Genomic DNA, 16,142 nt, shown 5'->3' on the forward strand with positions numbered 1-16,142 from the left:
ATTCGGCGGCGCGCGCGGGCGCACCGACGTGCCGAAGATCGTCGATTGGTACATGGAGGGCAAGATCGAGATCGATCCGATGATCACCCACACCATGCCGCTCGAGGACATCAACAAGGGGTTCGAGCTCATGCATTCCGGCGAGAGCATTCGCTCTGTCGTTGTCTACTGAGTTCGCAATCTCATTCAGGGAAGCGCCGGAGGACACTGAATCCGGCGCTTTTTTGCCTGCCGGGAAGTTATCCACGATGATCTATGTCGATGCCGATGCGTGCCCGGTAAAGCCGGAAATCCTGAAGGTGGCCGAGCGCCATGGCCTGGAGGTGACCTTCGTCGCCAATTCCGGCCTGCGCCCCTCGCGCGATCCGATGGTTCGCAACGTCATCGTGTCGGCCGGTTTCGACGCAGCGGATGATTGGATCGCCGAACGCGCCAGGGACGGCGACATCGTCGTCACTGCCGACGTGCCGCTTGCCGTGCGCTGCGTCGGCGCCGGAGCGCTCGTCACCGGGCCGACCGGGCGCGTCTTCGACGAAACCAACATCGGCATGGCATCCGCGATGCGAGACCTCTCGGCCCATCTCAGGGAGACCGGGGAAAGCAAAGGCTATAACGCCGCCCTCACCTCCCGCGACCGCTCCGCTTTCCTCGAAACGCTTGACCGACTCTGCCGACGGGTAAAAAGGTAGAGCCGGCGAACGGAGGCGGCGAATGGATAGGAAGGCAGGCCTGCGGCACTGGCCGTTCTATCTCGCCCTGACGGGCGGGTTGATGAGCCTGCCGATCGGTTTTGCATTCTTCCGCGCAGAAGCAATCGAGGTCGCGGCCATCCTCTTTTTCCTTATCTATCTGTCGATCACGGCTTTGCGGCTTCCCAAACTTACAGGCAGTTATCTCCAGGCCAATGCGCGCGACACGGGTGAGCCGGAGCCGATCATCTTCCTGGTGACGCTCGTTGCCGCGGCGACGTCGCTGGTGGCTCTGTTCCTCGCGCTGAACCGCGCCGGGGGCGGCGGCGCGGTGGGGCTGTCCATCGCCTTCGCAGCGGTTGCGCTCGGCTGGGCGACGATCCACACCATGGCGGCGCTGCATTATGCTCATCTTTATTGGCTTGCCGACCGCAATGATCCCGCCAGCAATCCCGCAGCGCGCGGTCTTGCATTCCCGGAGACCGACAGGCCCGGCGGATACGATTTCCTCTATTTCGCCTTCGTCATCGGGATGACGGCGCAGACGTCGGACGTCGCCATCACGACAACGGCGATGCGCCGCGTGAACCTGATGCACGCGATCGTCTCGTTCTTCTTCAACACGGTGCTCGTCGCGGCCGCGGTCAATGCCGCGGTTCAGCTTGCGGGCGCCACCCCATGAAATTCAGGAGCAAAGAATGAAAGTAATCTCGCAGAACACGGCCTTCGGCGGCATGCAGGGCGTCTACGCTCATGATTCCACGGCCTGCAAAGGCGAAATGACCTTCGCCGTCTTTGTACCGCCGCAGGCGATCACGGAGCCTCGCCCCGTTCTCTGGTATCTCTCCGGCCTCACCTGCACCCACGCCAATGTCATGGAGAAAGGCGAGTACCGGCGCATGGCCTCGGAACTGGGACTCATCATCGTCTGCCCGGATACGAGCCCAAGAGGGGCGGATGTTCCCGATGAGCTCACCAACTGGCAGATGGGCAAGGGCGCCGGCTTCTATCTCGATGCGACGGAGAAGCCCTGGGACGAGCACTATCGGATGTACAGCTACATCACAGAAGAACTCCCGGCCCTGGTCGGCCAGCATTTCCGCGTGGATATGAGCCGCCAGGGTATCTTCGGCCACTCGATGGGCGGGCATGGCGCAATGACCGTCGCTCTCAAGGACCCTGAGCGTTTCAAGAGTTGCTCCGCTTTCGCGCCGATCGTCGCGCCGTCTTCCGCCGATTGGTCGGTCGGTGCCTTCGAGAAGTATCTCGGTCCCGACAAGACCGCCTGGCGGAAATACGATGCCTGCGCCCTCGTCGAGGACGGGGCCCGCTTCCCGGAATTCCTGATCGACCAGGGCAAGGCGGATAGCTTCCTCGAAAACGGTCTGCGCCCCTGGCTGTTCGAAGAAGCCGTCAAAGGAACGGGCATCGGGCTTACGCTCCGGATGCATGAGCGTTACGACCATTCCTATTATTTCATTTCGACCTTCATGGACGACCATCTCAGATGGCACGCCGAGAGGCTCGGCTGACAGGATGCAGCCTTCTCGGATCGGAACAATTTGATGAACCATATCCTCCTCGTCGGTGCCGGCGGCGCCCTTGGCTCCGTCCTGCGCTACCTCGTCGGCCTCTGGATGCTGCAGCGCGCCGGACCCGTCTTTCCCTGGGGGACGCTGTTCGTGAACGTTACGGGTTCCTTTCTGATCGGTTTTCTGGCGCAATTCATCATGCACAAGATGGGAGCCTCGCCGGAAATACGCGTGTTCCTGATCACCGGCGTGCTGGGGGGCTACACGACGTTCTCGGCCTTTTCGCTCGACGCGATCACCCTTCTGGAACACGGGCAGACGATGAGCGGCCTCGCCTATATCGTGGCGAGCGTCGGTCTTTCGATACTTGCCGTGTTCGCCGGGCTGGCCCTGATGCGCGCAATGGTCTAAAGCCAGCCTTTAAAGAAAAGAAGGCGGATTTCTGCAAAATGGCGGGCATAGAACACAGGCAGGTTGACAGCGACGAAGCGGGAATGCGTCTCGACCGCTGGTTCAAGGTGCATTTCCCCGGACTGGGTTTCGGTCCGTTGCAGAAGCTGCTGCGTTCCGGACAGATCCGCGTGGACGGGGCGCGGGCAAAATCCGACACGCGCATACAACCCGGCCAGACGATCCGCATTCCGCCGCTCGGCGTCGATCCCAAGGAAGCGAAATCCGGCCCGATCGGCGGCCGGGACCTGCGTCAATCGCCGGACGGGGAGCTTCTGTCGCGCATGGTGCTGCATGAGGATGCCAAGGTCATCGTGCTCAACAAACCGGCCGGCCTTGCCGTTCAGGGCGGCTCGGGCGTCAACCGGCATATAGACAAGATGCTCGAGGCCTGGACCAGCCAGAAGGGCGAAAAGCCGCGCCTCGTCCATCGTCTCGACCGTGATACTTCGGGCGTACTTGTCGTCGCCCGCACGCGTGGGGCTGCGCAACAGCTGACCGCGGCATTTCGCGAGCGCGACACCAAGAAGACATACTGGGCCCTGGTCAGGGGCGTGCCGCGCAAGCGGGAAGACAAGATTTCCACCTGGCTCGTAAAGGAGCCCACGCCCGATGGCGACCGTGTCCGGATTGCCAAGCACGGCGAGAATGGCGCCGACCACGCCATCTCCTATTACCGGATCGTTGAGCAAGCCGGGCAGAACCTCGCCTGGCTGGAAATGGAACCCTATACCGGCCGCACGCACCAGCTGCGCGTCCACGCCGCCCATATCGGCCATCCGATCATCGGCGACCCGAAATACTTCGAAGCGGACGTCAACTGGACCTTCCCCGGCGGCATGCAGAACCGGCTGCACCTTCATGCGCGGCACATAGATATTCCGCATCCGAACGGCGGGCGGCTGAAGATCACCGCTCCCCTGCCCCAGCACATGGTGCAGAGCTGGAATCTGCTCGGCTTCGACGAAAACGCCGCCGGCGAGGAAGAGTGATGAAGCTCGTCCTTTTCGATTGCGACGGAACGCTCGTCGACAGCGCGGGACTGATCCATGAGGTGATGACCCGCACCTTCGAGGCCTTCGATCTGGATCGCCCGACAGCGGACGCGACCAAGGCGATCATCGGCCTCACTCTCGATATCGCCATTGCCCGGCTCATGGGGCAGGAACACGTCGACGACCGGGCGACCGCAATGACGGCGCATTACAAATCTATATTCGCCTCGGTACGAGGCGAACCCGGCTGCAGCGAAGCGCTGTTTCCGGGCATTGCGGAGATGATGCAGACTCTGGCCGGACGCGACGAACTGCTGATCGGCGCCGTCACCGGCAAATCGAGGCGAGGTCTGACGCATATCGCGGCGATGCATGGATTCGACAAGATATTCTTCGTCTCCCGCACGGCGGACGACTGCCCCTCGAAGCCGCATCCCGCCATGGTGACGGAGTGCTGCGCGGAGGCCGGAGTCGATCCCCGCGACACGATCGTGATCGGAGACGCGATCTATGACATGCAGATGGCGAAGGCCGCCGGCGCCGATGCCCTGGGCGTCGCCTGGGGTTACGCCAGTGTCCCGGAGCTGATGGCATCCGGTGCGGATCACATCGCCCGCGTTCCGGCAGACATAATCGAATGGATGGACCATAGCCATGCCTGATATTCGCGACGAACTGAGTGGTGCGCTGAGCCACGACGATCCTGTGCGCCGGGCCCAGATCCAAATGCAGAAACCGCTGCCGAAACGCTTCTACAAGCAGGCGAGCGCCGCACCGGCGGATGACGGCGGATACGCCGTGCTCCTCGACGGAAGGTCAGTACGCACACCGGCCAAACGGGCGCTCGCCGTACCTACCGAAAAGCTCGCAGAGCTGCTGGCAACCGAGTGGGACGCCCAGACCGAAATCATCGATCCCTCGGCAATGCCGCTCACGCGGATCGTCAACACCGCGATCGACGGAGTTGCGCTCGACGAACGTGCGGTCTTCGACGATATCGTCCGTTTTGTCGGCAGCGATCTCCTCTGCTATCGGGCCGACAGCCCGAAAGAACTCGTCGCTCGGCAGAACGAGCACTGGAATCCGATAATCGACTGGGCCGCCCGGACGCTCGGCGCCCGGTTCATTCTCGTGGAAGGCGTGATCCATCAGGAACAACCGGCGGAGGCGGTCTCGGCCTTTGCCGAGGGCCTGCGCGGCTTTGCGACACCGCTCGGCCTCGCCTGCCTGCACACCGTCACCAGCCTGACCGGATCCGCCCTGCTCGCTCTTGCCCTCGCCATGGGCAGGCTCTCCGCCGAACAGGCATGGGCTGCCGCTCATGTCGACGAGGATTGGCAGATCGAACAGTGGGGAACAGACGAAGAGGCATTCAGACGGCGCGAAAACCGCTGGCGGGAAATGCTGGCTGCCGCGGTCGTACTCGACGCGCTGAAGTGACGTGAAGGGTCACTTGCTCCTCATCCCCCTGCCGGGGCGCCGCGAGTCTCTTCGCCCCGCTGGCGCGAAGAGGGTGGCCGGCAGGCCGGATGAGGGGCAGAATTTCAGTGGTCCAACACGTCAGCCGACGAGCTTCAGACCGGCGATGCCCGCGACGATAAGGCCGATGCAGCCGAGGCGCATCGCCGTTGCCGGCTCTGCGAACAGAATGATGCCGAGAATGACTGTACCGACGGTGCCGATGCCGGTCCACACGGCATAGGCCGTGCCAAGCGGCAGCGAACGCACCGCTATTCCGAGCAGAACGACGCTCAGGATCATCGACCCGACCGTCAGCACAGTCGGCGTGAACCGCGTAAATCCATCCGTGTATTTGAGACCGATCGCCCAGCCGATTTCGAGAATTCCGGCGAGCAACAGCGTGAACCAGGCCATATCGAACTCCTTCATGTGGAGCGAGGCCGTCCCCGCGGAAGTTCGGATCCATTCGATCCGTGCAGCCGTCTGCGATGTGGTTCTTCTATGCCACGGCCTCATCGGGACAGCAAGGCATCCTGTGGCAAGGCAGCCCTGCGGGGGTGACGGAGCTGGGGCGAGCCCTCACGAATTCCGGTCGCGCCGAAGCTTGTTCCACCACTCCAGCCGCTTGCGGATCTCACGTTCGAAGCCGCGCTCCGGGGGATCGTAGAAGGTCTTTCTGCCCATCTTCTCGGGGAAATAATCCTGGCCGGAGAATGCGTCGGGCTCGTCATGATCGTAGCGGTAGCCGTCGCCGTAGCCTTCCCCCTTCATGAGCTTCGTCGGAGCGTTGAGGATGTGCTTCGGCGGCAGCAGAGATCCGTTCTCCTTGGCCGCGCGCATCGCCGCCTTGTAGGCGGTATAGACCGCGTTCGACTTCGGCGCCGTTGCAAGATAGACGCAGGCCTCGGCAAGGGCCAGTTCCCCTTCGGGAGACCCGAGATAATCATAGGCATCCTTGGCGGCATTGCAGATCGCCAGTGCCTGCGGATCGGCAAGGCCGATATCCTCGACCGCCATCCGCACGAGCCGCCTGCCGATATAGAGCGGATCCTCCCCGGCATCGAACATGCGGCAGAGATAATAGAGCGCCGCGTCCGGGTCGGACCCCCGAACCGATTTATGGAGCGCCGAGATCAGGTTGTAATGGCCGTCCTGGCCCTTGTCGTATACCGGCGCGCGGCGCTGCACGATCTCCTGAAGCCCGGCGGAATCGAATATCTCGTCCCGGCGCGCCGCCCGCCATACCTCTTCCGCGAGCGTCAGCACCGCCCGGCCGTCCCCGTCCGCCATGCGGATCAGGCTGGCCCGCGCGTCGTCATCGAGCGGCAGCGGTTTGCCTTCGGCTGCCTCCGCCCGTTTCAGAAGTTCCTCGAGGCTGGCCTCGTCATGCGGCTTGAACGTCAAGACGCGCGCCCGCGACAGAAGCGCGGCGTTAAGCTCGAAAGACGGGTTCTCGGTGGTGGCGCCGACCAGGATGACGGTGCCGTCCTCCATGACCGGCAGGAAGCTGTCCTGCTGCGCCCGGTTGAACCGGTGGATCTCGTCGACGAAAAGCAGCGTCTGGCGCCCCGACATGCGCCGGGCGCGCGCAGATTCGAATACCTTCTTAAGATCCGCAACGCCGGAGAAGATCGCCGAAATCTGCTCGAATGCGAGACCTGCCTCGCCTGAAAGCAGACGGGCAACCGTTGTCTTGCCGGTTCCCGGCGGGCCCCAGAAGATCATCGAGCCGAGGGATCCGGAAGCGATCATCCGTGTGAGCACGCCGTCGGGCCCGGTCAGATGCTCCTGGCCGGTCACCTCCGCCAGCGTGCGCGGGCGCAGGCGATCGGCCAGCGGCCGTGCCGAGGCCATTTCAGGAGGTTCATGGGGGGCGAAGAGATCGCTCATCGGAAGAACTGACGGATGATCTGGCCGTTGCGCTCGATCTCGACACGCCAGAAGGAGGCATCCTCGGCGACGACGCTTTCCAGCGTCTTCGAACTATCGATTGCCGTCCCGTTGACGGAACGAACGATATCTTTCGGTTCCAGGCCGATACGTGCAGCCGGCGAGCCGCGATTGATCTCGGTGATGACCACACCCTGCAGCGACGTGGGCATGCGCAACTCGTCCGCAAGCCGCGGCGAGAGATTTGCCACGACAGCGCCGGCGAAGGGGTTGCGCCCCTCGATCAGCCGTTCGTCTCGTGGCTGTGTTTCCGGCGCCCGCTCAAGCTTGAGGGCGATTTCGCGCGAACTGCCGTTCTCCGAGATCGTAACCCGCGCCTCGTGGCCGATCCCCACGGTGGTCAGACGATAACCAAGCGCATCGGGGTGTTCGACCGGTATGCCGTTGACGGCGGTGACCACCTGTCCGGGGCGCATGCCGGCGCTCTCCGCCGGACCGCCTGCGACGACCGCCGTCACCAGCGCCCCGCGGGCCCGCTCAAGCCCGAGCGCCTCGGCCACGTCGGAAGTCACCGGCTCGAAAGTCGCCCCGACGAAGGGACGGATGAACGAGCCGTTGCCTCCTTCAGCGGAGGCAACGAAAACCTTGACCAGGTTGGCGGGGATCGCAAAGCCCACGCCGTTGGAACCGCCGCCTCTGGAAAAAATCGCGGTGTTGATGCCGATCAACTCGCCCTTCATGTTGATCAGGCCGCCGCCGGAATTGCCCGGATTGATCGCCGCATCCGTCTGGATGAAAAAGCCGAAATCGCCGTTGGAAATCTGGTTGCGGGCGAGCGCCGACACGATGCCGCTCGTCACCGTCTGCCCGACGCCGAAGGGATTGCCCATCGCCAGAACCAGGTCGCCGACCTCCACCGCGTCGGAATCACCGATCGGGACGATGTCGAACGGACCGTCCGACTGAATTTTCATGACAGCCAGATCGAGGCGATCATCCTTCAATATGACTTTGCAGGGGAACTCACGCCCGTCGGCGAGCGCCACCTTGATATCGTCGCCGCCCTCGATGACATGGTTGTTGGTCACGACCAGGCCATTGCGGCCGACGATCACGCCCGACCCCAGAGACGACTGCTTCTCGGTGCGATTCGGCATCCGCTGCCCGAAGAATTCCTCGAAGAAAGGGTCTCCGGCAAAGATGGAGCGACGCTCCACCACGCGCTCGGCATACACGTTCACGACCGCATTCGCCGTCTGTTTGACGAGCGGCGCGAAAGAGAGCTGCATCTCCGACCGCGACTGCGGCACGGTCCTGGCATCCTGGGCCATCGCAGGTGTCGATATGGCAACAGCAAGCACGAGAGCCGCGAGAGCGCGATGGCCGAAGATCATGAAGCATTCTCCCTTTCGTTGCAGCTACGTTCAGATAGGATTTCGCACGGAAAAAGGCAAACCTGTTGCCCGACAATCCAACGCAATGCAGCCGCAAGGAGGGGTCGTTTCATCAGGGAATTCATAGGAGTACATGCTGCGCGCCAATTGCTCGGCCTTGCGCTCCCAAAGACGCAGGCGACGTTCACGAGTCATGCACGAAAACGTGGTCTCGCCAGCCTTTTCCGGTGATCGAAACTCTGCTCATTTGCGTATTAGAAAAAGTCGAATGACACCGAGGAGACCCCATGCCCAGCTATCGCACGCCGAAGATTGCCGCTACCGAAATCACCCCGGAGCGCTTCTTCCTGGATCGGCGGACCTTCATCGCCGCCGCGGCCGGAAGCCTGGCCCTCGCCGTGCCCAAGCCGAGCCGCGCGGCCGCACTCGACGCGTCCAAGAGCAAATACAGGGTCGATGAGCCCGTCACGCCGGAAAAGGACGCCACCACCTACAACAACTTCTATGAATTCGGGACCGGCAAAGGCGATCCGGCTGCCAACTCCGCAAACTTCAAGCCGGCGCCCTGGACGGTGAAGGTCGACGGATTGGTCGGCAAGCCGCGGGAATTCGGCCTGGAGGAGCTCCTGGCCTTCCCTCTCGAAGAGAGAATTTACCGGATGCGCTGCGTCGAAGCGTGGTCGATGGTCATTCCCTGGGTCGGCTTTCCATTGGCCGCGCTCCTCGACAGGGTCGAGCCGCTCGGAAGCGCGAAATATGTCGCCTTCGAAACCGTGGTCCGGCCGGAGGAAATGCCGGGCCAATCCGGCTATTTCCAGCCCCTGGAATGGCCCTACCGGGAAGGCTTGAGGCTCGACGAAGCGCGCCACCCGCTGACGATCCTCTCTGTCGGGCTCTATGGCAAGACGCTGCCGAACCAGAACGGCGCACCTATCCGCCTGGTGGTGCCGTGGAAATACGGCTTCAAGGGAATCAAATCGATCGTGCGCATCTCTCTGACCGAGACGCCGCCGCCGTGCACCTGGAACATCGCCGGGCCGAATGAATACGGCTTCTATGCCAATGTGAATCCAGCCGTCGATCATCCCCGCTGGAGCCAGGCGACCGAAAACCGTATCGGCGAAGGCGGCTTCTTCGGCGCCAATCGCCGCGATACGCTCCCCTTCAACGGCTACGCAGAAGAGGTGGCAAACCTCTACGCCGGCATGGACCTCAGGGTGAATTTCTGAGGATGCCGAGCCTTCCTGCCCTGCCGAAGCGATTGCACGGCCCTTCGATCTGGGCGCTCTATATGCTCGGCTTCATACCGGCCGCCTGGGGGTTCTATCTTGGAGCCACCGGCCGGCTGCCCGGCAATGCGGTCAAGGAATTCGAGCACCTGCTCGGCATCTGGGCCCTGCGCTTCCTGATTGCCACGCTGACGATCACGCCTATTCGCGACCTCTTCGGCGTCAACTGGCTCAGATACCGCCGCGCCCTGGGCCTCCTCGCCTTTTACTATGTGATGATGCATTTCCTCACATATATGGTGCTGGACCAGACGCTCCTTCTCCCGGCGATTCTCGCCGACATCGCCCGCCGTCCCTTCATCACCATCGGCATGGCAGCCCTCGTGCTGCTCATCCCGCTGGCGGTTACATCGAACAACTGGTCGATAAGGCGCCTTGGGCAACGATGGAACAAGCTTCACAGGCTCGTCTACGTGATTGCCGCGGCCGGCGCGCTGCATTTCGCCATGTCGGTGAAGGTCGTGGGCCCCGAGCAAATGCTGTATCTGTTCCTTGTGGCGGTGCTCGTCGCCTGGCGCGCTGTCAGAAAGCGGTTTCTGCGGTGGCGGCGCCAGGGCACCGCACCCGTACGGTCGCAAGCCAGAGCGGGATAAAGGCGCAAGCCGGGAGAGCCGCACCGGCCAAGGTCCCGCGACACCCTCTCCCGACCCTCATTTCTTCCTTTGCCTGTCACAGGATTTGAGAGGCACAGGAATGAGGATCTACTTCTACTTTTAATAAAACCAACAAAAAAAGCGGCCGGGGGCGATCAGCCCCCGGCCGCTTGAATGGTTTCGTCAACCGATCGGATCAGGCCGCTTCGGCTGCTTCGGCTTCGGCAGAAACGCGGGCGCGGTCCTTCGAACCCTTGGCGTCGACGTCGCGATCAACGAATTCGATGACGGCGAGCGGGGCATTGTCGCCCTGGCGGAAGCCTGCCTTCATGATGCGCAGGTAGCCGCCGTTGCGGGTGGCGTAGCGCGAGGCAATCGCGTCGAACAGCTTCGAGACGACGGCAACGTCGCGGATCTGCGAGATCGCCTGGCGGCGGGCATGCAGATCGCCGCGCTTGCCGAGCGTGACGAGCTTTTCCACGATCGGGCGGATTTCCTTGGCCTTCGGCAGGGTCGTGACGATCTGCTCGTGCTCGATCAGCGAAGCTGCCATGTTGGCAAACATCGCCTTGCGGTGGCTGGCGGTTCTATTCAGCTTGCGGCCGGCTTTACCGTGGCGCATGGCTATTCTCCTTTACTTGCAGGCATCCGCCCGCAGTCTAATAGGTTAGTACTGGTCTTCGTAACGCTTGGCGAGGTCTTCGATGTTCTCCGGCGGCCAGGACGGCACTTCCATGCCGAGATGCAGGCCCATGGAAGCGAGAACTTCCTTGATCTCGTTGAGCGACTTGCGACCAAAATTCGGCGTACGGAGCATCTCTGCTTCGGTCTTCTGAATGAGGTCGCCGATATAGACGATGTTGTCGTTCTTCAGGCAGTTGGCCGAACGGACGGAAAGCTCCAGTTCGTCGACCTTCTTGAGAAGCGCGGGGTTGAAGGCGAGTTCGGTGACTGCCTCTTCCTCGGTTTCCTTCTGCGGCTCGTCGAAGTTGACGAAGACCGACAGCTGGTCCTGAAGGATGCGGGCCGCGAAAGCGATCGCATCTTCGCCGGTGACGGAGCCATCGGTTTCGATGGACATCGTCAGCTTGTCGTAGTCGAGAACCTGGCCTTCACGGGTGTTTTCCACCTTGTAGGAGACCTTCTTGACCGGAGAGTACAGGCTGTCGACCGGAATGAGGCCGATCGGCGCATCTTCCGAGCGGTTGCGGTCAGCCGGTACGTAGCCCTTGCCGTTGTTGACGGTGAACTCCATGCGGATTTCCGCGCCCTCGTCGAGGGTGCAGATCACGTGGTTCGGGTTGAGGATCTCGATGTCGCCAACCGTCTGAATGTCACCGGCGGTCACGACGCCCGGACCCTGCTTGCGCACGACCATGCGCTTTGCGTCGTCGCCATCCATCTTGATGGCGATTTCCTTGATGTTGAGCACGATGTCGGTCACGTCTTCCCGGACGCCCGGGATAGAAGAGAACTCATGCAATACGCCGTCGATCTGAACCGCGGTTACGGCAGCACCGCGCAGTGACGACAATAGGACGCGACGAAGCGCGTTGCCGAGCGTCAGGCCAAAGCCGCGCTCAAGCGGCTCCGCGACCAACGTTGCCTTGGTGCGGCCGGAGGAGGCGAACTCCACCTTGTTCGGCTTGATCAATTCCTGCCAATTTTTCTGGATCATGTTTTCTGCCTTCCGTTCGTTGCCACCATCCAATCGTGACAACCGAGCCCCGAAGACCGGGAGGACACCGGAACGTCCTCACCGGAATGTTGAATACAGATGATCAGACGCGGCGCTTCTTGCGCGGACGGCAGCCATTGTGCGGGATCGGGGTCACGTCACGGATCGACGTGATCATGAAACCTGCAGCCTGGAGCGCGCGAAGAGCGGATTCGCGGCCGGAACCAGGACCGCAAACTTCCACTTCCAGCGACTTCATGCCGTGTTCCTGAGCCTTCTTGGCGCAATCTTCAGCGGCGATCTGCGCGGCGAACGGGGTCGACTTGCGCGAACCCTTGAAACCCTTCGCACCGGCGGACGACCAGGCAATAGCATTGCCCTGCGCGTCGGTAATGGTGATCATCGTGTTGTTGAACGACGAATTGACGTGCGCGACGCCAGACGTAATGTTCTTGCGCTCGCGACGGCGAACGCGGGTGGCTTCCTTGGCCATAGGATCCCTTTCTTAGATCTCTGCACCGCCGTAATTCCAGCGGCTCCACCGGGAAAAGGATTGGTCGTCCCCTGCCCTGCATCTTACAATTCGCGACAGCCGGCACACCGGCGTCGCGAGCATTCCGAGAAACCGGTAACGGCACTCGCATTGGTCGGACACTTGCCCTTCCCAAACTGCAAAAGGAGGCCGGCGCGTGCGCCAGCCTCCCGTTTTCCCTTTTCGGGAAATTACTTCTTCTTGCCGGCGATCGCCTTTGCCGGACCCTTGCGGGTGCGGGCATTGGTATGCGTGCGCTGACCGCGCACCGGCAGGCCGCGACGATGGCGCAGACCGCGATAGCAGCCGAGATCCATCAGACGCTTGATGTTCATCGAGGTCTCGCGACGCAGGTCACCCTCGACCTGATAATCACGGTCGATCGTTTCACGGATCTGAAGGACCTCAGCGTCCGTCAGCTGGTGAACGCGACGCTCGGCCGGAATGCCGACCTTTTCGATGATTTCCTGTGCGAATTTCGTGCCGATCCCGTGAATATACGTCAGCGCGATGACGACGCGCTTTGCGGTCGGGATGTTGACGCCAGCGATACGTGCCACGTCTATTCTCCTTGCGTTCCAGTTGCCTACAGGCAATAGGTGCTTCGTTACGCGACCTTAAGAGCCGCTCGTTGATTGAGGTTCGAGACACGTCAAAAACGACCGTACCCGGACTTCATTTCGTTGAAGACCGCGCCGATCGCTTCTCTTGTCGCGAGTTGACGCAGTCTTTGGAGGAATCGGCCGAAAAAGTCAACTCCCCGGCGCTTCCATTTTGGCAAAGGCAATGCCTATACCAGAATCTTCTCGATCTCGGCCGTAACCGTATCCACATCCGCCATGCCGTCCACGGTCTTCAACCGACCGGTTCGGGCGTAGTGTTCCGAAAGCGGAGCGGTCTTTTCCCGATATTCCTGCAGACGCCGCCGGAATGCTTCCGGATTGTCGTCCGAGCGTACGGTGCCGCCGGCCGCGACGGTTTCGGCTACGCGATTCTCCATGCGCCGCACAAGAGCTGCCTCATCGACTTTCAACTCGATGACTGCATCGAGCTTCAGGCCTTTTTCCTCAAGCATCCCGTCGAGCGCTACGGCCTGCGGGACCGTGCGCGGATAGCCGTCGAGAATGAAGCCCCTTACGCAATCCGGCGAATCGATGCGGTCGGAGACGATCTCATTGACGATTTCGTCGGAGACGAGCTGGCCGGCATCCATCACGGCTTTCGCGCGCTTGCCGACCTCGGTCGCCTGAGCTACGGCCGCCCGAAGCATATCCCCCGTGGAAAGCTGCGGAATGCCGTATCTCTCCGTCAGAAGCTTGGCCTGAGTACCCTTGCCAGCGCCCGGCGGTCCCAAAAAAATTAACCTCATCGTCCCCTCTTTCCTCCGCGCAGCTTCGACTTCTTGATCAGCCCCTCATATTGCTGGGCAATGAGGTGACCCTGGATCTGTGCTACCGTATCGAGGGTCACACTGACAACAATCAAAAGCGACGTACCACCAAGGTAGAACGGCACCCCTGTCTGCGAGATGAGTATCTCAGGCAGGATGCAGACAAAGACCAGGTAGATCGCGCCGATGACGGTAATGCGCGTCAACACGTAATCGATGTATTCGGCCGTGCGTTCACCCGGGCGGATGCCCGGAACGAACCCGCCATGCTTCTTCAGATTGTCGGCCGTATCCTTCGGGTTGAAGACGATGGCCGTATAGAAGAAGGCGAAAAATGCGATCATCGCACCGTAAAGGATCATATAGAGCGGCTGACCGTGAGCGAGCGCACCGACGATCGCCGTTGCCCAGTCGGGCATGGTCGCGGTGTTGGCAAAGCCGGCAAGCGTGGCGGGCAGCAGGAGAAGCGACGACGCGAAGATCGCCGGGATCACGCCCGAGGTGTTGAGCTTCAGCGGCAGGTGCGACGTGTCGCCCTGGAACATGCGGTTGCCGACCTGGCGCTTCGGATACTGGATCAGCAGGCGGCGCTGCGCGCGCTCGACGAAGACGATCAAGGCGATCACGCCGACGACCATGACGATAATCGCAAGGATGAGAGGCGTCGACAGAGCACCGGTACGGCCGAGCTCAAGGGTTCCGGCAAGCGCCGAGGGCAAAGCGGCGACGATGCCGGCGAAGATGATCAGCGAAATACCGTTGCCGATACCGCGGGAGGTGATCTGCTCACCGAGCCACATCAGGAACATCGTGCCGCCGAGCAGCGAAATAACGGTGGAAATCCGGAAGAACCAGCCCGGATCGTTGACGAGACCGCTGCCGCTTTCGAGACCGACGGCAATACCGTAGGCCTGCATGGCGCCCAACAGCACCGTGCCGTAGCGGGTGTACTGGTTGATGACCTTGCGGCCCTGCTCGCCCTCTTTCTTCAGCTGCTCGAGCGCCGGAACGACCGACGTCATGAGCTGCACGATGATCGATGCGGAAATGTAGGGCATGATGCCGAGGGCGAAGATCGCCATGCGCTCGACCGCGCCGCCCGAGAACATGTTGAAGAGGCCGAGAATGCCCCCCGACTGCCCCTGAAATGCCTGCGCGAATGCGTCCGGGTTAAGGCCCGGCAACGGAATGTAGGTGCCAAGTCGATAGACCAGAAGCGCACCGAGAGTGAACCAAAGGCGCTTTTTCAGATCTTCCGCCTTGGCGAAAGTCGAAAAATTCAGGTTCGAGGCGAGCTGTTCCGCTGCAGAAGCCATGCAATTCTCCGCGTACCAAGTCTCGGAAACACGGGAAAACCCGGTCGTTCCGGATGGAATCAGTTTTCGTCGTGGAAAACCAGGCGCGAGGCGATTGTCGCTGCAATCGGATGCCTCACCGTGGTTTCCGTTATGTCCCGTCGCGGCAGCCGATTCGCTGCGCTTGGACGTGAGGCTCACATATGGGAGCAAAACCGCCCGGCGTGAAGCACCCCGGGCGGTTCATCAGTCATATTTATTCAGCGGCTGCGGAGAGCAGCTTGACGGAACCGCCAGCCTTCTCGATCTTCTCGATCGCAGGCTTGGAGGCGCCGGCAACTTCAAGCGAAACCTTCGCCTTCAGTTCGCCGTCGGCGAGAACGCGCACACCATCCTTGACGCGGCGGATAACGCCGGCGGCCTTGAGAGCGGCGGCATCCACGGTCTTGGAGGCGTCCAGCTTCTTGGCATCGACTGCGGCCTGAATCCGGCCGAGCGACACGACAACGAACTCCGAAGCGAAGATGTTGTTGAAGCCGCGCTTCGGCAGGCGGCGGTAGATGGGCATCTGACCGCCTTCGAAGCCGTTGATCGCGACGCCCGAACGCGCCTTCTGACCCTTTACACCGCGACCGGCCGTCTTGCCGGAACCGGAGCCGATACCGCGGCCCAGACGCTTGCGGTTCTTGGTCGCGCCTTCGTTGTCCTTGATTTCATTCAGTTTCATATCTCGATCCCCCTCACTTCTCGTCGACGACGCGAACGAGGTGCTGGACGGCCCGGATCATCCCGCGAACGGCCGGAGTGTCTTCCAGCGTGCGTACCCGGTGCATCTTGTTGAGGCCCAGACCGACGAGCGTCTGACGCTGCACGGCCGGACGGCGAATGGGGCTACCGATCTGCTCGACGGTAACCGTCTTCTTGGCAACTTCCTTCTTAGCCATCTGTCAGCTC

General features: G+C 61.8%; 20 protein-coding genes and 1 pseudogene. 10 read left to right on the forward strand and 11 right to left on the reverse strand.

Annotated features, from left to right (window positions below):
* From AC6CIG_RS28360 to AC6CIG_RS28395, 8 genes and pseudogenes are all read left to right on the forward strand, one after another.
* Positions 1–172 (forward strand): annotated as a pseudogene (locus AC6CIG_RS28360) (S-(hydroxymethyl)glutathione dehydrogenase); the annotation flags it as partial.
* A gap of 76 nt (positions 173–248) precedes the next feature.
* Positions 249–689: a YaiI/YqxD family protein gene (locus tag AC6CIG_RS28365; RefSeq protein ID WP_018099569.1), complete on the forward strand. Its 441-nt coding sequence runs from the start codon at positions 249–251 to the stop codon at positions 687–689.
* A 22-nt stretch (positions 690–711) separates the two neighbouring features.
* Positions 712–1,371 carry a DUF1345 domain-containing protein gene (locus AC6CIG_RS28370; RefSeq protein ID WP_437409475.1) on the forward strand — a complete coding sequence of 220 codons (660 nt, stop codon included), beginning with the start codon at positions 712–714 and terminating at the stop codon, positions 1,369–1,371.
* 16 nt (positions 1,372–1,387) lie between these two features.
* On the forward strand, positions 1,388–2,221 hold the full coding sequence (fghA, locus tag AC6CIG_RS28375) for an S-formylglutathione hydrolase (protein WP_100672254.1): 834 nt from the start codon (positions 1,388–1,390) through the stop codon (positions 2,219–2,221).
* Positions 2,222–2,254: 33 nt separating this feature from the next.
* Positions 2,255–2,632 carry a fluoride efflux transporter CrcB gene (gene crcB / locus AC6CIG_RS28380; protein WP_018099566.1) on the forward strand — a complete coding sequence of 126 codons (378 nt, stop codon included), beginning with the start codon at positions 2,255–2,257 and terminating at the stop codon, positions 2,630–2,632.
* Between the two features lie 38 nt (positions 2,633–2,670).
* Positions 2,671–3,663, forward strand: a complete 993-nt coding sequence (locus tag AC6CIG_RS28385; protein ID WP_018099565.1) for an RluA family pseudouridine synthase — start codon at positions 2,671–2,673, stop codon at positions 3,661–3,663.
* Positions 3,663–4,328, forward strand: coding sequence for an HAD-IA family hydrolase (locus AC6CIG_RS28390; RefSeq protein ID WP_437409474.1), 666 nt, complete (start codon positions 3,663–3,665; stop codon positions 4,326–4,328). Before AC6CIG_RS28385 ends, AC6CIG_RS28390 begins: the two co-directional genes overlap by 1 nt.
* On the forward strand, positions 4,321–5,106 hold the full coding sequence (locus tag AC6CIG_RS28395; protein WP_437409473.1) for an ATP12 family chaperone protein: 786 nt from the start codon (positions 4,321–4,323) through the stop codon (positions 5,104–5,106). The genes AC6CIG_RS28390 and AC6CIG_RS28395 overlap by 8 nt, the downstream gene beginning before the upstream one ends.
* Before the next feature lie 120 nt (positions 5,107–5,226).
* Here the strand turns inward: AC6CIG_RS28395 and sugE are convergent, their stop codons facing one another.
* The 3 genes from sugE to AC6CIG_RS28410 all read right to left on the reverse strand — a co-directional run bounded on the left by sugE (position 5,227) and on the right by AC6CIG_RS28410 (position 8,411).
* The gene (gene sugE / locus AC6CIG_RS28400) at positions 5,227–5,541 is read right to left on the reverse strand and encodes a quaternary ammonium compound efflux SMR transporter SugE (RefSeq protein WP_014529703.1); all 315 of its coding nucleotides are present in this window, start codon (positions 5,539–5,541) and stop codon (positions 5,227–5,229) included.
* A 165-nt stretch (positions 5,542–5,706) separates the two neighbouring features.
* Positions 5,707–7,017 (reverse strand): replication-associated recombination protein A, encoded by a 1,311-nt coding sequence (locus AC6CIG_RS28405; protein WP_100672250.1) that lies wholly within the window; start codon positions 7,015–7,017, stop codon positions 5,707–5,709.
* The gene (locus AC6CIG_RS28410) at positions 7,014–8,411 is read right to left on the reverse strand and encodes a DegQ family serine endoprotease (RefSeq protein ID WP_437409472.1); all 1,398 of its coding nucleotides are present in this window, start codon (positions 8,409–8,411) and stop codon (positions 7,014–7,016) included. Before AC6CIG_RS28410 ends, AC6CIG_RS28405 begins: the two co-directional genes overlap by 4 nt.
* A 287-nt stretch (positions 8,412–8,698) precedes the next feature.
* Between AC6CIG_RS28410 and msrP the strand changes: the two genes are divergently transcribed.
* Together msrP and msrQ are read left to right on the forward strand one after the other, a co-directional pair.
* Positions 8,699–9,640, forward strand: a complete 942-nt coding sequence (gene msrP, locus AC6CIG_RS28415) for a protein-methionine-sulfoxide reductase catalytic subunit MsrP (RefSeq protein ID WP_437409471.1) — start codon at positions 8,699–8,701, stop codon at positions 9,638–9,640.
* 2 nt (positions 9,641–9,642) lie between these two features.
* Positions 9,643–10,293, forward strand: a complete 651-nt coding sequence (msrQ, locus tag AC6CIG_RS28420; RefSeq protein WP_102761417.1) for a protein-methionine-sulfoxide reductase heme-binding subunit MsrQ — start codon at positions 9,643–9,645, stop codon at positions 10,291–10,293.
* A gap of 196 nt (positions 10,294–10,489) precedes the next feature.
* On the opposite strand, the gene rplQ is transcribed toward msrQ, so the two are convergent.
* The 8 genes from rplQ to rpmD all read right to left on the reverse strand — a co-directional run bounded on the left by rplQ (position 10,490) and on the right by rpmD (position 16,132).
* On the reverse strand, positions 10,490–10,915 hold the full coding sequence (rplQ, locus tag AC6CIG_RS28425; protein WP_003536492.1) for a 50S ribosomal protein L17: 426 nt from the start codon (positions 10,913–10,915) through the stop codon (positions 10,490–10,492).
* Between the two features lie 45 nt (positions 10,916–10,960).
* Positions 10,961–11,971: a DNA-directed RNA polymerase subunit alpha gene (locus tag AC6CIG_RS28430; protein ID WP_003536494.1), complete on the reverse strand. Its 1,011-nt coding sequence runs from the start codon at positions 11,969–11,971 to the stop codon at positions 10,961–10,963.
* A gap of 103 nt (positions 11,972–12,074) precedes the next feature.
* Positions 12,075–12,464 (reverse strand): 30S ribosomal protein S11, encoded by a 390-nt coding sequence (gene rpsK / locus AC6CIG_RS28435; RefSeq protein WP_003536496.1) that lies wholly within the window; start codon positions 12,462–12,464, stop codon positions 12,075–12,077.
* 230 nt (positions 12,465–12,694) lie between these two features.
* Complete coding sequence (gene rpsM / locus AC6CIG_RS28440; protein WP_003536498.1) at positions 12,695–13,063, reverse strand: 30S ribosomal protein S13; 369 nt, start codon at positions 13,061–13,063, stop codon at positions 12,695–12,697.
* 230 nt (positions 13,064–13,293) lie between these two features.
* Positions 13,294–13,872, reverse strand: coding sequence for an adenylate kinase (locus tag AC6CIG_RS28445; RefSeq protein WP_437412888.1), 579 nt, complete (start codon positions 13,870–13,872; stop codon positions 13,294–13,296).
* Entirely contained in the window at positions 13,869–15,209 is a 1,341-nt protein-coding gene (gene secY, locus AC6CIG_RS28450; RefSeq protein ID WP_018099556.1) for a preprotein translocase subunit SecY, read from the reverse strand. The genes AC6CIG_RS28445 and secY overlap by 4 nt, the downstream gene beginning before the upstream one ends.
* A 235-nt stretch (positions 15,210–15,444) precedes the next feature.
* A complete protein-coding gene (gene rplO, locus AC6CIG_RS28455) occupies positions 15,445–15,915 on the reverse strand; it encodes a 50S ribosomal protein L15 (protein ID WP_018099555.1) in 471 nt (156 codons plus the stop codon).
* 13 nt (positions 15,916–15,928) lie between these two features.
* Entirely contained in the window at positions 15,929–16,132 is a 204-nt protein-coding gene (rpmD, locus tag AC6CIG_RS28460; RefSeq protein ID WP_003536508.1) for a 50S ribosomal protein L30, read from the reverse strand.
* Positions 16,133–16,142 lie beyond the last annotated feature (10 nt).

The organism is Sinorhizobium sp. GQ132, assembly GCF_059758575.1.

What these genes read in the sequence shown, in the direction of transcription:
- AC6CIG_RS28365 (WP_018099569.1), top strand. Translation starts at nt 249, where the DNA reads ATGATCTATGTCGATGCCGATGCGTGCCCGGTAAAGCCGGAAATCCTG.
- AC6CIG_RS28370 (WP_437409475.1), top strand. Translation starts at nt 712, where the DNA reads ATGGATAGGAAGGCAGGCCTGCGGCACTGGCCGTTCTATCTCGCCCTG.
- fghA (WP_100672254.1), top strand. Translation starts at nt 1,388, where the DNA reads ATGAAAGTAATCTCGCAGAACACGGCCTTCGGCGGCATGCAGGGCGTC.
- crcB (WP_018099566.1), top strand. Translation starts at nt 2,255, where the DNA reads ATGAACCATATCCTCCTCGTCGGTGCCGGCGGCGCCCTTGGCTCCGTC.
- AC6CIG_RS28385 (WP_018099565.1), top strand. Translation starts at nt 2,671, where the DNA reads ATGGCGGGCATAGAACACAGGCAGGTTGACAGCGACGAAGCGGGAATG.
- AC6CIG_RS28390 (WP_437409474.1), top strand. Translation starts at nt 3,663, where the DNA reads ATGAAGCTCGTCCTTTTCGATTGCGACGGAACGCTCGTCGACAGCGCG.
- AC6CIG_RS28395 (WP_437409473.1), top strand. Translation starts at nt 4,321, where the DNA reads ATGCCTGATATTCGCGACGAACTGAGTGGTGCGCTGAGCCACGACGAT.
- sugE (WP_014529703.1), bottom strand. Translation starts at nt 5,541, where the DNA reads ATGGCCTGGTTCACGCTGTTGCTCGCCGGAATTCTCGAAATCGGCTGG.
- AC6CIG_RS28405 (WP_100672250.1), bottom strand. Translation starts at nt 7,017, where the DNA reads ATGAGCGATCTCTTCGCCCCCCATGAACCTCCTGAAATGGCCTCGGCA.
- AC6CIG_RS28410 (WP_437409472.1), bottom strand. Translation starts at nt 8,411, where the DNA reads ATGATCTTCGGCCATCGCGCTCTCGCGGCTCTCGTGCTTGCTGTTGCC.
- msrP (WP_437409471.1), top strand. Translation starts at nt 8,699, where the DNA reads ATGCCCAGCTATCGCACGCCGAAGATTGCCGCTACCGAAATCACCCCG.
- msrQ (WP_102761417.1), top strand. Translation starts at nt 9,643, where the DNA reads ATGCCGAGCCTTCCTGCCCTGCCGAAGCGATTGCACGGCCCTTCGATC.
- rplQ (WP_003536492.1), bottom strand. Translation starts at nt 10,915, where the DNA reads ATGCGCCACGGTAAAGCCGGCCGCAAGCTGAATAGAACCGCCAGCCAC.
- AC6CIG_RS28430 (WP_003536494.1), bottom strand. Translation starts at nt 11,971, where the DNA reads ATGATCCAGAAAAATTGGCAGGAATTGATCAAGCCGAACAAGGTGGAG.
- rpsK (WP_003536496.1), bottom strand. Translation starts at nt 12,464, where the DNA reads ATGGCCAAGGAAGCCACCCGCGTTCGCCGTCGCGAGCGCAAGAACATT.
- AC6CIG_RS28445 (WP_437412888.1), bottom strand. Translation starts at nt 13,872, where the DNA reads ATGAGGTTAATTTTTTTGGGACCGCCGGGCGCTGGCAAGGGTACTCAG.
- secY (WP_018099556.1), bottom strand. Translation starts at nt 15,209, where the DNA reads ATGGCTTCTGCAGCGGAACAGCTCGCCTCGAACCTGAATTTTTCGACT.
- rplO (WP_018099555.1), bottom strand. Translation starts at nt 15,915, where the DNA reads ATGAAACTGAATGAAATCAAGGACAACGAAGGCGCGACCAAGAACCGC.
- rpmD (WP_003536508.1), bottom strand. Translation starts at nt 16,132, where the DNA reads ATGGCTAAGAAGGAAGTTGCCAAGAAGACGGTTACCGTCGAGCAGATC.